A 13,149-nucleotide genomic window follows, 5' to 3' on the forward strand; every position below is an offset into this window, starting at 1 on the left:
GCCGAACCGTTTGTTACCTGAGCTGCTGCTCGGCTACTCGTCCGCGCCGGCAGCGGCGGTGTTGCCGAGGTCGGCCGGCACCGCGTCGGGCACCGGGACCGGCTTGTCCGCGCCGCGGAACACCAGCTTGGACTTGTCGACATTGTCCGGGTCGCCCTCGCAGTCCACGACCACGATCTGGCCCGGGGTCAGCTCGTTGAACAGGATCCTCTCGGACAGGTTGTCCTCGATGTCGCGCTGGATCGTCCGGCGCAGCGGCCGGGCGCCCAGCACCGGGTCGAAGCCCTTCTTCGCCAGGTACTTCTTGGCGTTGTCGGTGAGCTCCAGCCCCATGTCCTTGTTGCGGAGCTGGGTCTCGATCCGCTGGATCATGATGTCCACGATCGACAGGATCTCGACCTCGTTGAGCTGGTGGAACACGATCGTGTCGTCGATCCGGTTGAGGAACTCCGGCCGGAAGTGCTGCTTCAGCTCGTCGTTGACCTTCTGCTTCATCCGCTCGTAGTTCGAGTCGGAATCCTCAGAGGCCTGGAAGCCCATCGAGACCGCCTTGGCCACGTCCCGGGTACCGAGGTTGGTGGTCAGGATGATGACCGTGTTCTTGAAGTCCACGATCCGGCCCTGCCCGTCGGTCAACCGCCCGTCCTCCAGGATCTGGAGCAGGGTGTTGAACACGTCCGGGTGAGCCTTCTCGATCTCGTCGAACAGGACCACCGAGAACGGCCGGCGGCGCACCTTTTCGGTGAGCTGGCCACCCTCGTCGTAGCCGACGTAGCCGGGGGGCGCCCCGACCAGGCGGGAGACCGTGTACCGGTCGTGGAACTCGGACATGTCGAGCTGGATCAGCGCGTCCTCGCTGCCGAAGAGGAACTCGGCCAGCGCCTTGGACAGCTCGGTCTTACCCACGCCGGACGGGCCGGCGAAGATGAACGAGCCCGACGGCCGCTTCGGGTCCTTCAGACCGGCCCGGGTACGCCGGATCGCCTTCGAGACCGCCTTGACCGCGTCCTCCTGGCCGACGACCCGCTTGTGCAGCTCGTCCTCCATGCGGAGCAGCCGGGAGGTCTCCTCCTCGGTGAGCTTGTAGACCGGGATACCCGTCCAGTTCGCCAGCACCTCGGCGATCTGCTCGTCGTCGACCTCGGACACCACGTCCAGGTCGCCGGCCTTCCACTCCTTCTCCCGCTGCGCCTTCTGACCGAGGAGCTGCTTCTCCTTGTCCCGCAACTGGGCGGCCCGCTCGAAGTCCTGCGCGTCGATCGCGGACTCCTTGTCGCGGCGCACCTGGGCGATGCGCTCGTCGAAGTCGCGCAGGTCTGGCGGCGCGGTCATCCGGCGGATCCGCATCCGGGCACCGGCCTCGTCGATCAGGTCGATCGCCTTGTCCGGCAGGAACCGGTCCGAGATGTACCGGTCGGCGAGCGTCGCCGCCGCGACCAGCGCGGCGTCGGTGATGCTCACCCGGTGGTGCGCCTCGTAGCGGTCCCGCAGCCCCTTGAGGATCTCGATGGTGTGCGCCAGCGACGGCTCACCCACCTGGATCGGCTGGAACCGCCGCTCCAGGGCGGCGTCCTTCTCCAGGTGCTTGCGGTATTCGTCCAGCGTCGTCGCGCCGATGGTCTGCAGCTCGCCACGGGCCAGCATCGGCTTCAGGATGCTCGCCGCGTCGATCGCGCCCTCGGCGGCACCCGCACCCACCAGGGTGTGGATCTCGTCGATGAACAGGATGATGTCGCCACGGGTCCGGATCTCCTTGAGCACCTTCTTCAGGCGCTCCTCGAAGTCACCCCGGTATCGCGAGCCGGCGACCAGGGCGCCCAGGTCAAGCGTGTAGAGCTGCTTGTCCTTCAGCGTCTCCGGCACCTCGCCCTTGATGATCCGCTGCGACAGCCCCTCGACGACCGCGGTCTTACCGACCCCGGGCTCGCCGATCAGGACCGGGTTGTTCTTGGTACGGCGGGAGAGCACCTGCATCACCCGCTCGATCTCCTTCTCCCGACCGATGACCGGGTCGAGCTTGCCCTCCCGGGCCGCCTGGGTCAGGTTGCGACCGAACTGGTCCAGCACGAGGCTGGTCGACGGCGCGGCCTCACCCGGCGCGGTACCGGCGGCTGCCGGCTCCTTGCCCTGGTAGCCGGAGAGAAGCTGGATCACCTGCTGGCGGACCCGGTTGAGGTCGGCGCCGAGCTTGACCAGGACCTGGGCGGCGACGCCCTCGCCCTCGCGGATCAGGCCGAGCAGGATGTGCTCCGTACCGATGTAGTTGTGGCCGAGCTGCAACGCCTCACGCAGCGACAGCTCCAGCACCTTCTTGGCCCGCGGCGTGAACGGGATGTGCCCGCTCGGCGCCTGCTGACCCTGACCGATGATCTCTTCGACTTGCTGGCGGACGCCCTCCAACGAGATCCCCAGACTCTCCAGGGCCTTCGCCGCGACGCCTTCACCCTCGTGGATGAGACCTAGCAGGATGTGTTCCGTACCGATGTAGTTGTGGTTGAGCATCCGGGCCTCTTCTTGGGCCAGGACGACAACCCGCCGCGCTCGGTCGGTGAACCGCTCGAACATGCCCTCGTGCTCCTCACGTGCCGTGCGCACTCGATCTTGATGGTCCAAGCATCGTGGCGGGGCCACCACCCGGACGTCCGGGGCGGACGTCCGTGCTCCCTTACTCTATCGCCGCGAGCCGACTCTCCTGAGGTCGTGTGTTCCCGGAATGAGCCACGTACGCGACGTTTTTCCCAACCGCCCACGCTCAGCGATGCTTCCCAGACCATCCGCTGTACGCGCAGAGCGAAATTCGAGCCCCTGCCCGGACGACGCAGCCCCGCGTCATCCACAGGCTGTGGACAACTTCGTCCACTGGTTGTGGACAACGCCGGGGCCGCCAGGATGTTCCCCGGTCGGCATGATCGTTCCCCGGACCGGCGAGCCGTGCGGGGAGGACCCCCGCGGGAGTGGTACGCGGCGGGCCGGGGAGCGACCGGGATCACCGACCGCCGACGAAGCGGACACTCAGACCAATCTTCTCATACCACTCGCAACAGGCAAAAAGGGCGCGGGGTGGGTGGACGAATGCTCGTCCACCCACCCCGCGCGAGGGATCAAGGAAGCACGACGCCTAGCGGCCCGCCTTGGCGTGGTACTCGTCCACGATCTCCTGCGGGATCCGCCCGCGGTCGGAGATCTCCTTGCCTTCCTTCTTGGCCCAGGCCCGGATCGCCTTGTTCTGCTCGCGGTCGGCGGTGGCGCCACCCCGCCCCCGTGCGGCACGACCGCCGACCACCACGCCGCCCCGGCCCACCTTCGAGCCGGCCGCGACGTACGGGGCGAATAGCTCCCGCAATTTGCCGGCGTTCTTGTCCGACAGGTCGATCTCGTACTGCACGCCGTCGAGCGAGAACTTGACGGTCTCGTCCGCGTCTCCGCCGTCCAGGTCATCGACCAGCTTGTGAATGATCTGCTTGGCCACGTGTCGCTATCCTTTCGAGCAGGTTCGCCGCAAACAAGAGCACAATAGCCCGTTAGATGCTTGCTCCGTCAATAGGACGGCGAAACTACGCGACAAGCCGCTCGGCGGCAACTACTCCGGGCGGACCATCGGGAAGAGGATGGTTTCCCGAATTCCGAGGCCGGTGAGGGCCATCAGCAGCCGGTCGATTCCCATTCCCATGCCCCCGAGCGGCGGCATTCCGTACTCCATGGCCCGCAGGAAGTCCTCGTCGAGCCGCATGGCCTCGTCGTCGCCCCTGGCCGAGCGCTGGGCCTGGGCCACCAACCGCTCCCGCTGCACCACCGGGTCGACCAGCTCCGTGTAGCCGGTGGCCAGCTCGAAACCGAGCACGTAGAGGTCCCATTTCGCGGTGAGCCCCGGCTCGTCGGGGTGCGCCCGGACCAGCGGGCTGGTCTCTTCCGGGTAGTCCCGGACGAAGGTGGGCTGGCGCAACGTCGGTACGACCAGTTCCTCGAAAAGCTCCTCGGCGAGCTTGCCCGGACCCCACTTCGGGTCGACCGCGAGACCGACCTTTTCCGCGTATCCCAGCAGGTCGGCCATGCCGGTGCGGACGGTGACCTCCTCGCCGAGCGCCTCGGAAAGGGTGCCGTAGAGGGTCACCGAAGGCCACCGGCCGCCGAGGTCGAACTCGGCGCCGTCGGCGTGCGTCACCACATGCGACCCGGCTGCGGCGAGCGCGGCGGCCTGCACCAGGTCACGGGTGAGGGTCGCCATGGTGTCGTAGTCACCGTACGCCTCGTACGCCTCGAGCATGGCGAACTCCGGGGAGTGCGAAGAGTCGACCCCCTCATTACGGAAGTTGCGGTTGATCTCGAAGACCCGGTCGATGCCGCCGACCGCCGCCCGCTTGAGAAAAAGCTCGGGGGCGATTCGCAGATACAGATCCGTGTCTAACGCATTGCTGTGCGTCACGAATGGCCTGGCCGTGGCCCCGCCCGGCAGCGGCTGCAGCATGGGGGTTTCCACTTCGATGAAACTCCGGGCGTGCAGCGAATCGCGCAGACTACGCAGCGTCGCCGCCCTGGTGCGTACCATCTCGCGGGCCCGGGGGCGCACGATCAGATCGACATAACGCTGCCGGACCCGGGCCTCCTCGCTAAGTGGCTTGTGCGCCACCGGCAGCGGGCGGAGCGCCTTCGCGGTCAGCTCCCAGGAATCGGCGAGCACGGAAAGCTCCCCGCGCCGGCTGGTAATCACCTCACCGGTCACCCCGACGTGGTCACCGAGGTCGACCAGCCGCTTCCAGGCGTCGAGCCGATCCGGACCGACCCGGTCGAGCGAGAGCATCGCCTGGAGTTCGGTGCCGTCACCGTCCCGCAAGGTGGCGAAACAGAGCTTTCCGGTGTTGCGTACGAAGATCACCCGGCCGGTGACGGCGGCGACGTCCCCGCTCGCGGTGTCGGTCGGAAGGTCCGCGTAGCGGGCCCGGATCTCGGCGAGAGTCGCGGTACGCGGATATCCCACCGGGTACGGCTCGACGCCCTCGGCGAGCATGCGGTCCCGCTTCTCCCGACGGACCCGCATCTGCTCGGGAAGGTCGTCCACGGGGTCGGCGGGGTTCGGGATCTGCTGGCTCACGGCATGCTTCCTCGGGAATTGTCGGCGGAGTTCGGCCCCGAGCGTACTCAAGTGCGCCGGCGGCGGGGCACTGGATAACCTCCAGGCATGGTCGACCAGGTCCACGCCCTCTCCTTCGGTGCCGCGGCCGAGCGCTACGACCGGTACCGGCCGAGCTATCCGGAGCCGGCGGTGGAGTGGGCGGTCGACCGTCCCGCCCCGGCCGAGGTGCTGGACCTCGGCGCCGGCACCGGCATCCTCACCCGGGTACTGCTGCGGCTCGGCTACCGGGTGACGCCGGTCGAGCCGGACCCGGGGATGCGGGCCAGGCTCGACACCGCCACTCCGGGCACGGTGGCCCGGGCCGGCTCGGCCGAACGGGTGCCGCTGCCGGACGGGTCGGTGGACGCGGTCGTCGCCGGGCAGGCGTACCACTGGTTCGACCATCCGGTGGCGCACGCGGAGGGGGCCCGGCTGCTGCGCCCCGGCGGGACGTACGCGGCGATCTTCAACCACCGGGACGAGTCGGTGCCCTGGGTGGCCGAGCTGACCGCGATCACCGTCGAACTGCTCGACGGGCGCGGCGCCCGGGACGACGGACCCGACGTCGACGGCTACGGCCCGGAGTTCGCGCCGGTCGAACGGAACGAGTTCCGGCACAGCGTGACGCTCACCCCGGAGAGCCTGGTCGGGATGATCAGCACCCGCTCGCACTACCTCACCGCCAGCCCGCAGCGGCAGCGGGAGGTGGCGGCCGCCATCCGGAAGCTGACCGCCGGTCATCCGGAGCTGGCCGGGCGGGAGAGCTTCGCGCTGCCGTACCGGACGCTGGTCTTCCGGGCCCGGCGGCGCTGAGCCGGCCGGCTCTTCCCCGGGCGCCGAGTGCTTCCCGGAGTCTGCGGACGCTGGACTCTTCCGTGGGTCGCCGGACGCTGGGCGGCCGGCGGCGGCCGAGCCGCGGAGGGTGTCAGCGGTTGCGGTCGTAGACCATGCGCAGGCCGATCAGCGTGATCATCGGCTCGTGGTGGGTGATCGTCCGGCACTCGCCGATCACCAGCGGCGCCAGCCCGCCGGTGGCGATCACCGCCCGCACCTCGCCCAGCTCCCCGATCATCCGTTCGACGATCCGGTCCACCTGGCCGGCGAAGCCGAAGTACATCCCGGCCTGGAGGCACTCCACGGTGTTCTTGCCGATCACCGAACGGGGTACCGCCGGCTCGACCTTGCGCAACTGGGCCGCCCGGGCGGCCAGCGCGTCGAAGGAGATCTCGATGCCGGGCGCGAACGCGCCGCCGAGGAACTCCCCCCGGCCGCTGATCACGTCGAAGTTCGTGGTGGTGCCGAAGTCGACCACGATCGACGGCCCGCCGTAGAGGGTGTACGCCGCCAGGGTGTTGACCACCCGGTCGGCGCCGACCTCCTTCGGGTTGTCGATCGCCAACTGCACCCCGGTCTTCACCCCCGGCTCGACGACCAGGTTGGGGATGTCGGCGTAGTAGCGGGCCAGCATCGTACGCAGCGAGCGCAGCGCGGCCGGCACGGTCGAACAGGCGACCACCCCGGTGATCTCCACCGCGTCCCCGGCCAGCAGGCCGCGCAGCTTCAGGCCCAGCTCGTCGGCGGTGGACCGGGCATCGGTCTTGATCCGCCAGGAGTGCACCAGCTTCTCGCCCTCGAAGGTCGCCAGCACGGTGTTGGTGTTGCCGATGTCGATACAGAGCAGCATGTCGTCAGTCCCGAACCCCGAGTCGTGGCGCGTCCCGCCGCTACGCGGCGCGCGAGCGGAGGTCCAGTGCGATGTCCAAGATAGGCGAGGAGTGCGTCAGCGCCCCAACCGAGAGGTAGTCGACGCCGGTGGCCGCGTACTCGGCCGCGGTCTCCAGGGTCAGCCCGCCGGTCGCCTCCAGCTCGGCGCGGTCGCCCACCGCCGCGACCACCTCGGTCAGCAGCGCCGGCGGCATGTTGTCGCAGAGCAGGAAGTCGGCGCCGGCCTCCACCGCCTCCAGTGCCTCGGCCACCGTGGTCACCTCGACCTGGATCGGCACCGCCGGGAACGCCTCCCGCACCCGCCGGTACGCCGCGGCGATGCCGCCGGCCGCCAGCTTGTGGTTGTCCTTGATCATTGCCACGTCGTACAGCCCGAGGCGCTTGTTGGCGCCGCCACCGGCCCGGACCGCGTACTTCTCCAGCGGGCGCAGCCCGGGAGTGGTCTTCCGGGTGTCCAGCACGGTCGCCTTGCTGCCGCCCAGCGCCGCCACCCAGGCCCGGGTGTGTGTCGCCACCCCGGACATCCGGCAGAGCAGGTTCAGCGCGGTCCGCTCGGCGGTGAGCAGTCCCCGGGTCGGCCCGGTCACCGTGGCCAGCACGTCTCCCACGGCGACCTCGGCACCGTCGGTGGCCACCGGCAGCACCCGTACGCCCGGGCCGGCGGCCAGTTCGAAGACGGCCGCCGCCACGGCCAGCCCGGCCACCACCCCGTCGGCCCGGGCCACCACGTCGGCGGTGTCGACCTGGTCGTCCGGGATGGTGGCCAGACTTGTCACGTCCAGCCGCTCCGGCCCCAGGTCCTCGTCCAGCGCCGCCCGGGCGATGCGTTCCACCTCCACCGGGTCGAGCCCGGCCGAGCGCAGCGCCCGCGTGGTCGAGTCCGTCAGCACAGTGCCTCCCAGTCCTGTTGCAGGTGACCCGCCGGACCGATCGACCCGACCAGGTGCCCGAGCCAATCGTCGCGTGATTCCGAGTAATCCTCGCGCCAATGGCAGCCCCGGGTCTCCTGCCGGGCGTACGCCGCGCCGACCAGCGCCGCGGCCACCGTGACCAGGTTGGTCGCCTCCCAGCTCGCGGTACGCGGCGCACCCCGGGTCGCACCGAGGGTGCCCAGCTCGGCGGCGGTCGCCCGGAGCGAGTCGGCGGAGCGGAGCACCCCGGCACCCCGGGTCATCGCCCGGGCCAGGTGCTCCCGCACCGCCGGATCGACCGTCGCGCCCTCGCCGCCCCGCCACGCCCCGGTCGGAGCCGGTTCGGCCTGGGCCGGCAGGTCCCGGGCGATGTCCTGGGCGATCCGGCGGGCGAACACCAGCCCCTCCAGCAGCGAGTTGCTGGCCAGCCGGTTCGCGCCGTGCACGCCGGTGCAGGCGACCTCGCCGCAGGCGTACAGGCCGGGGATGGAGGTGCGGCCGTGCAGGTCGGTGCGTACCCCGCCGGAGGCGTAGTGCGCGGCCGGGGCGACCGGGATCGGCTGCTCGGCCGGGTCGATCCCGGCCGAGCGGCAGGAGGCGACGATGGTGGGGAAGCGCCGGGCCAGGAACTCCGCGCCGAGGTGCCGGGCGTCCAGGAAGACGTGGTCGGCACCGGTGGCCAGCAGTACCCGGTGGATCCCCTTGGCCACCACGTCCCGGGGCGCCAGCTCGGCCAGCTCGTGTTGGCCGACCATGAACCGCTTGCCGTCCGCGTCGACCAGGTGCGCACCCTCGCCGCGCAGCGCCTCGGAGACCAGCGGCTGCTGGGCGGCCCGGGCCGGGACGCCGCCGTTCCCGGGTGCGGCCGGCGCCAGCAGCGCGGTCGGATGGAACTGGACGAACTCCAGGTCGGTCACGGCGGCACCGGCCCGCATCGCCAGCGCGACGCCGTCCCCGGTGGAGACCGCCGGATTGGTGGTGGCGGCGAAGACCTGCCCCATCCCGCCGGTGGCCAGCACCACCGCCCGGGCCAGGATCGCACCGACCCCGTCCTCGCTGCCCTCGCCGAGCACGTGCAGGGTGATCCCGCAGGCCCGGCCGGGACCGGCCCAGCCGCCGTCCGGGGCCCGGAGCAGGTCGAGGACGAGAGCGTGCTCCACCAGCCGGATCCAGGGGTCCCGACCGACCGCCGCGTGCAGCGCCCGCTGCACCTCGGCCCCGGTCGCGTCGCCACCGGCGTGCACGATCCGGTCCGCCCGGTGCCCGCCCTCCCGGGTCAGCATCAGCGAGCCGTCGGGGTTGCGGTCGAACTCGGCACCGGCCCGGATCAGCTCCCGCAGCCGGGTCGGTCCCTCCTCTACCAGTACCCGGACCGCCGCCGGGTCGCAGAGCCCGACCCCGGCCAGCTCGGTGTCGGAGGCGTGCGCGGACGGGGTGTCCAGCGGATCGAGTACGGCCGCGATGCCGCCCTGCGCCCACCGGGTGGAGCCGTCGTCAATGTTGACCTTGGTCACCACGGTCACGTGCAGTCCCGCCTCGCGCAGGTGCAGTGCGGCGGTGAGCCCGGCGATGCCCGACCCGATCACGATCACGTCGGTCGTCTCCACCCAGCCCGGTGCCGGGGCGGCCAGCAGCCGGGGTACCACCGGCAGGTCGACGGTCGGAAACTGCATCACTCCAGTCAACCGCGTAGCGGTGGGGTCGGGCGGCCCGGGGGCGGGAGAAGTGGCCTACGACGCTCCCCGATCCGGACGTAAGGGCCGTCCGCTCCGGAGCCGGCGGACGGCCGGCCGGGACGGCGTGCTCCGAGCGACCGGGGTGCCCGGCCGTGCCGGTGCAGGTCAGGCGGGTTGATCGACCGGGATCAGCCGGTCCGGATCGGCAGGCCGCCGGCGCCGGCGCCCTTGAGCGAGCGGGTGAACTTGCCGTCCGAGACCCACAGGTAGCACCGGACGCCCCGGTTGCCCGACGTCCAGTCGTCCCGCCCGCCGGGCAGCGCCACGACGCCGGTACGGAACCGGATCGTGCTCTGCGACACCCCGACGAACCGGGCGGCGACGGTGTAACAGCCGTCGTAGAAGGGCTGCCAGTCGCGCTCCGCCGTCGGGTACTTCAAGGTCGCCGGCGCCCGAAACACCCCGGCGAACTCGGTGTTGTGCCGGGCCGAGCATTCCGCCGGGGGCATCCGGTCGATGGTCTCGGTCCGGGTCAGGGTGGTGGCGTAGCAGCCCAGCCGCAGCGGCCCGGCCTCGCGTAGCGCGCCCTTCAGGCTCGCCGTCCGGCTGACCGCGTCGCCGTCCTCCTCGACGTTGGACAGTTCGGTCATGTCGCAGCGGAACCACCGGGCCCCGGCCGTCCAGCCCTTCGGCGAGGGCACCGCCACCCCGAGCCAGAGCCGACCGGTACGCCAGTCCGCGCCGAGGAAGCCGCGCGCCCGGCTGTCGCACTCGGCGTACGCGGTGGTGAACTGGGGCGAGCCGGGTGCCGGCGGCTTCTCCGCCTCGCCCGCCGCCCCGGCGAACGTGCCCACGTGCACGGTCTCCAGCCGATGGTTGGTGGTGCACTCCACCGGCACGTACGACGACAGGTAGACCGTCTCGGAGAAGTCCGCCGAATGGCAGGCCTCGGCCGCCGGGGTGAAGACCGTCGGCTCGCCGACCGGAGCCCAGGCGTTGGTGAGGTCGCCGTCCGTGCCGCCCGGAGGCGCGCAGCCGGCGACGCCGAGCAGCACTGCCCCGGCCAGCGCCAGGGCGCTCGTCCAACGGCGCATCGCGTCCTCCCCAGGGCGACCAACGGTCCGGATGGCTGCACCCTACGTTAACCGGCGGGGTCATCCGGACGGCGAGATCATCCTTCCGGCGGGTCGCCCGGGGAGGCCGTCGAGGACGGGCCGGCAGGCGGTCGTCAGCCGGATCAGCCGGTGGCGACGAGGTCGCCCCGGACCGGGTCGCCGACCATCCCGGGTACCGCGCCCGCCGGGTCGGCGCCCAGGTCGAGGATCCGGTTCTCCGCGTCGACGTGCACGATCCGCGGCTGGTACGTCCGCGCCTCGGCGTCGTCCATCTGGCCGTACGAGATCAGGATCACCAGGTCGCCGGGGTGCACCAGGTGCGCGGCGGCGCCGTTGATGCCGATCACGCCGCTGCCGCGCTCACCGACGATCACGTACGTCTCCAGCCGCGCCCCGTTCGTCACGTCCACGATCGCGACCTGCTCGCCGGGGAGCAGGTCGGCGGCGTCCAGCAGATCGGCGTCGACGGTCACCGAACCGACGTAGTGCAGATCCGCCTGGGTCACCGTGGCCCGGTGGATCTTCGACTTGAGCATGGTGCGGAGCATCGGGTACATCCTCCCTAGCGCAGGGGTCTCGGGCGGTCGGTGGCTCAGCCGCCCGGCGTGGAAACCGGAGCCAGGTCGACCGGCATGTTGTCGATCAGTCGGGTGGAGCCGACCCAGGCGGCCACCAGCATCCGGGCCGGTCCGGCGGCCGGTGCCGGGCCCAGGTCCGGGGCGGTCAGCACCAGGTAGTCCAGCTTGGCGCCGGTCGTACCCTCGCCGAAGGCGCGGTAGGCGGCGGCGAGCGCACCGTCGGCACCCCGACCGGCCTCGGCGGCGTCGCTGCCGGCCCGCAGTGCCGCCGACAGCCGCAGCGCCGAGGTCCGCTCCTCGGCGGAGAGGTAGCGGTTGCGGCTGGACAGCGCCAGCCCGTCCGGCTCGCGTACGGTCGGCACGCCGACGATCTCCACGTCCAACTCCAGGTCGCGGACCATCCGGCGAACCAGGGTGAGCTGCTGGTAGTCCTTCTCGCCGAAGAACGCGACGTCCGGCCGGAGCAGGTTGAGCAGCTTCGCCACCACGGTCAGCACCCCGGTGAAGAAGCCGGGGCGGCTGGCGCCCTCCAACTCCTCGCCGAGGCTGCCCGGGTCGACCCTGACCATCGGCTCGCCGTCCGGATACAACTCCTCGCGGGACGGGGCGAAGACGTACCGGACCCCGGCCGCCCGGCAGAGCGCCACATCGGCGTCGAAGGTCCGGGGGTACCGGTCGAAGTCCTCGTTCGGGCCGAACTGGAGCGGGTTCACGAAGATCGTCGCCAGTACGGTGTCGGCCCGCTCCCGGGCCGCCCGCAGCAGCGCCTCGTGCCCGGAGTGCAGGGCCCCCATGGTCATCACCACCGCCAGCTTCCCGGGCAGGGGCCCCAGGGCGGCCGCCAGCTCCGCCCGGGTACGCAACACCGTGGTCATCTCGGCTCTCCCACTCCCCCGGTCACGCGGCGGCGACCTTCCGGACCCGGTCGGCCAGCACCCCCAGCAGGAACTCGGCGTCGGCCGGACGGAGCCGACCGGCCGCGATCGCCCGGTCGGCGGTGCGGCGGGCCAGCGCGAGGTAACCGGGCACCGACTCCGGGGCGGTGGCGGTCAGCCGGTCCAGGTGCCGGGCGATCGTACCGGCGTCACCCCGGGACACCGGCCCGGTCAGCGCCGCGTCGCCGAGTCGCAGCGAGTTGTCCAGGGCGGCCCGGAGCAGCGGACCGAGCACCTTCTCCGGCTGGGCCACCCCGGCGGCGCGGAGCAGGTCCGCCGCCTCGTTGACCAGCGTGACGAGATGGTTCGCCCCGTGCGCGAGAGCGGCATGGTAGAGCGGGCGGTCCGGTTCGGCCACCCACTCGGGTACCCCGCCGAGGTCGGCGACGAGCCGGACGGCGAACGGACGCAGCGACTCCGGGACGGTCACGCCGTACGAGATGCCGGCCAGCCGGTGCAGGTCCTCGGCGGTACCGGTGAAGGTCATCGCCGGGTGCAGGGCCAGCGGGTACGCCCCGACCGCGACGACCGGGGCGAGCACGTCGAGCCCGTGCGCGCCGGAGGTGTGCGCCACCACCTGCCCCGACCGGAGCGCACCGGTCGAAGCCAGCCCGGCGATCACCGGGGCCAGCGCGTCGTCCGGTACGGCGACCAGCAGCAGGTCGGCGGCGGCCCGGGCCACCTCGTCGGCGGGGCGTACGGCGGTGCCCGGCAGCAGCCGGTCGATCCGGTCCCGGGCGGCGGTCGAGACCCCGGCGGCGGCGACCACCCGGTGCCCGGCACGGCCCAGCGCGGCACCGAGCACGGCGCCGACCCGACCGGCACCGATCACACCGACGGTGAGCTGGCGGGGGAACGAAGGATGCGACTGGCCCTGGCCGGCACGGTCACGGCTCGGTGCGGCGGCCGTCGGCCGGGCCGACCCGCCGGAGGCCGCGGTACGCGGGCGCGCGGAAGCGCTCATAGCGGTGATCCAGTCCTCGATAAGTGGTACCGGTCGATCGCAAGTATGCGCCGTCCGGCCAGCTCGGGACCAAGGGGTTGTGAAAACCAACACCCCTTGCCGGTACCCGGTCCGCCGGGGCGGTGACGCACCCCA

At 71.6% G+C, this 13,149-nt stretch carries 11 protein-coding genes; 1 reads left to right on the top strand and 10 read right to left on the bottom strand.

The features are described 5' to 3' along the window. Positions 1–33: 33 nt before the first annotated feature. The 3 genes from ACQEVC_RS06790 to lysS form a co-directional block, all read right to left on the bottom strand. Positions 34–2,565, bottom strand: coding sequence for an ATP-dependent Clp protease ATP-binding subunit (locus tag ACQEVC_RS06790; protein ID WP_432891086.1), 2,532 nt, complete (start codon positions 2,563–2,565; stop codon positions 34–36). Between the two features lie 553 nt (positions 2,566–3,118). Beyond that, positions 3,119–3,469: a histone-like nucleoid-structuring protein Lsr2 gene (locus ACQEVC_RS06795; protein WP_318396815.1), complete on the bottom strand. Its 351-nt coding sequence runs from the start codon at positions 3,467–3,469 to the stop codon at positions 3,119–3,121. 111 nt (positions 3,470–3,580) lie between these two features. Continuing rightward, positions 3,581–5,035, bottom strand: a complete 1,455-nt coding sequence (gene lysS, locus ACQEVC_RS06800; RefSeq protein ID WP_432891089.1) for a lysine--tRNA ligase — start codon at positions 5,033–5,035, stop codon at positions 3,581–3,583. 141 nt (positions 5,036–5,176) lie between these two features. Here lysS and ACQEVC_RS06805 point away from each other — a divergent pair, with 141 nt between their 5' ends. Next, entirely contained in the window at positions 5,177–5,923 is a 747-nt protein-coding gene (locus tag ACQEVC_RS06805; RefSeq protein ID WP_432874270.1) for a class I SAM-dependent methyltransferase, read from the top strand. Between the two features lie 112 nt (positions 5,924–6,035). Here ACQEVC_RS06805 and ACQEVC_RS06810 read toward each other — a convergent pair whose 3' ends face one another. From ACQEVC_RS06810 to ACQEVC_RS06840, 7 genes are all read right to left on the bottom strand, one after another. Further along, on the bottom strand, positions 6,036–6,794 hold the full coding sequence (locus tag ACQEVC_RS06810) for a type III pantothenate kinase (RefSeq protein ID WP_432874272.1): 759 nt from the start codon (positions 6,792–6,794) through the stop codon (positions 6,036–6,038). A gap of 40 nt (positions 6,795–6,834) precedes the next feature. Beyond that, entirely contained in the window at positions 6,835–7,722 is an 888-nt protein-coding gene (gene nadC / locus ACQEVC_RS06815; RefSeq protein WP_432891092.1) for a carboxylating nicotinate-nucleotide diphosphorylase, read from the bottom strand. Next, positions 7,719–9,419: an L-aspartate oxidase gene (locus tag ACQEVC_RS06820; protein ID WP_432874274.1), complete on the bottom strand. Its 1,701-nt coding sequence runs from the start codon at positions 9,417–9,419 to the stop codon at positions 7,719–7,721. Before ACQEVC_RS06820 ends, nadC begins: the two co-directional genes overlap by 4 nt. 191 nt (positions 9,420–9,610) lie before the next feature. Next, positions 9,611–10,516, bottom strand: a complete 906-nt coding sequence (locus ACQEVC_RS06825) for a septum formation family protein (protein ID WP_432874276.1) — start codon at positions 10,514–10,516, stop codon at positions 9,611–9,613. 143 nt (positions 10,517–10,659) lie between these two features. Next, a complete protein-coding gene (gene panD / locus ACQEVC_RS06830; RefSeq protein ID WP_432874278.1) occupies positions 10,660–11,085 on the bottom strand; it encodes an aspartate 1-decarboxylase in 426 nt (141 codons plus the stop codon). A 44-nt stretch (positions 11,086–11,129) separates the two neighbouring features. Beyond that, entirely contained in the window at positions 11,130–11,990 is an 861-nt protein-coding gene (panC, locus tag ACQEVC_RS06835; protein WP_432874279.1) for a pantoate--beta-alanine ligase, read from the bottom strand. A gap of 22 nt (positions 11,991–12,012) precedes the next feature. Next, the gene (locus ACQEVC_RS06840) at positions 12,013–13,014 is read right to left on the bottom strand and encodes a DUF2520 domain-containing protein (protein WP_432874280.1); all 1,002 of its coding nucleotides are present in this window, start codon (positions 13,012–13,014) and stop codon (positions 12,013–12,015) included. Positions 13,015–13,149 lie beyond the last annotated feature (135 nt).

Origin of the sequence: Plantactinospora sp. CA-294935 (genome assembly GCF_050936445.1) — a bacterium.
Taxonomy (GTDB): domain Bacteria; phylum Actinomycetota; class Actinomycetes; order Mycobacteriales; family Micromonosporaceae; genus Plantactinospora.

Excerpts from the sequence above, each read along its gene's own strand:
- ACQEVC_RS06790 (WP_432891086.1), bottom strand. The coding sequence starts at position 2,565 with ATGTTCGAGCGGTTCACCGACCGAGCGCGGCGGGTTGTCGTCCTGGCC.
- lysS (WP_432891089.1), bottom strand. The coding sequence starts at position 5,035 with ATGCGGGTCCGTCGGGAGAAGCGGGACCGCATGCTCGCCGAGGGCGTC.
- ACQEVC_RS06805 (WP_432874270.1), top strand. The coding sequence starts at position 5,177 with ATGGTCGACCAGGTCCACGCCCTCTCCTTCGGTGCCGCGGCCGAGCGC.
- ACQEVC_RS06810 (WP_432874272.1), bottom strand. The coding sequence starts at position 6,794 with ATGCTGCTCTGTATCGACATCGGCAACACCAACACCGTGCTGGCGACC.
- ACQEVC_RS06820 (WP_432874274.1), bottom strand. The coding sequence starts at position 9,419 with ATGCAGTTTCCGACCGTCGACCTGCCGGTGGTACCCCGGCTGCTGGCC.
- ACQEVC_RS06825 (WP_432874276.1), bottom strand. The coding sequence starts at position 10,516 with ATGCGCCGTTGGACGAGCGCCCTGGCGCTGGCCGGGGCAGTGCTGCTC.
- panD (WP_432874278.1), bottom strand. The coding sequence starts at position 11,085 with ATGCTCCGCACCATGCTCAAGTCGAAGATCCACCGGGCCACGGTGACC.
- panC (WP_432874279.1), bottom strand. The coding sequence starts at position 11,990 with ATGACCACGGTGTTGCGTACCCGGGCGGAGCTGGCGGCCGCCCTGGGG.
- ACQEVC_RS06840 (WP_432874280.1), bottom strand. The coding sequence starts at position 13,014 with ATGAGCGCTTCCGCGCGCCCGCGTACCGCGGCCTCCGGCGGGTCGGCC.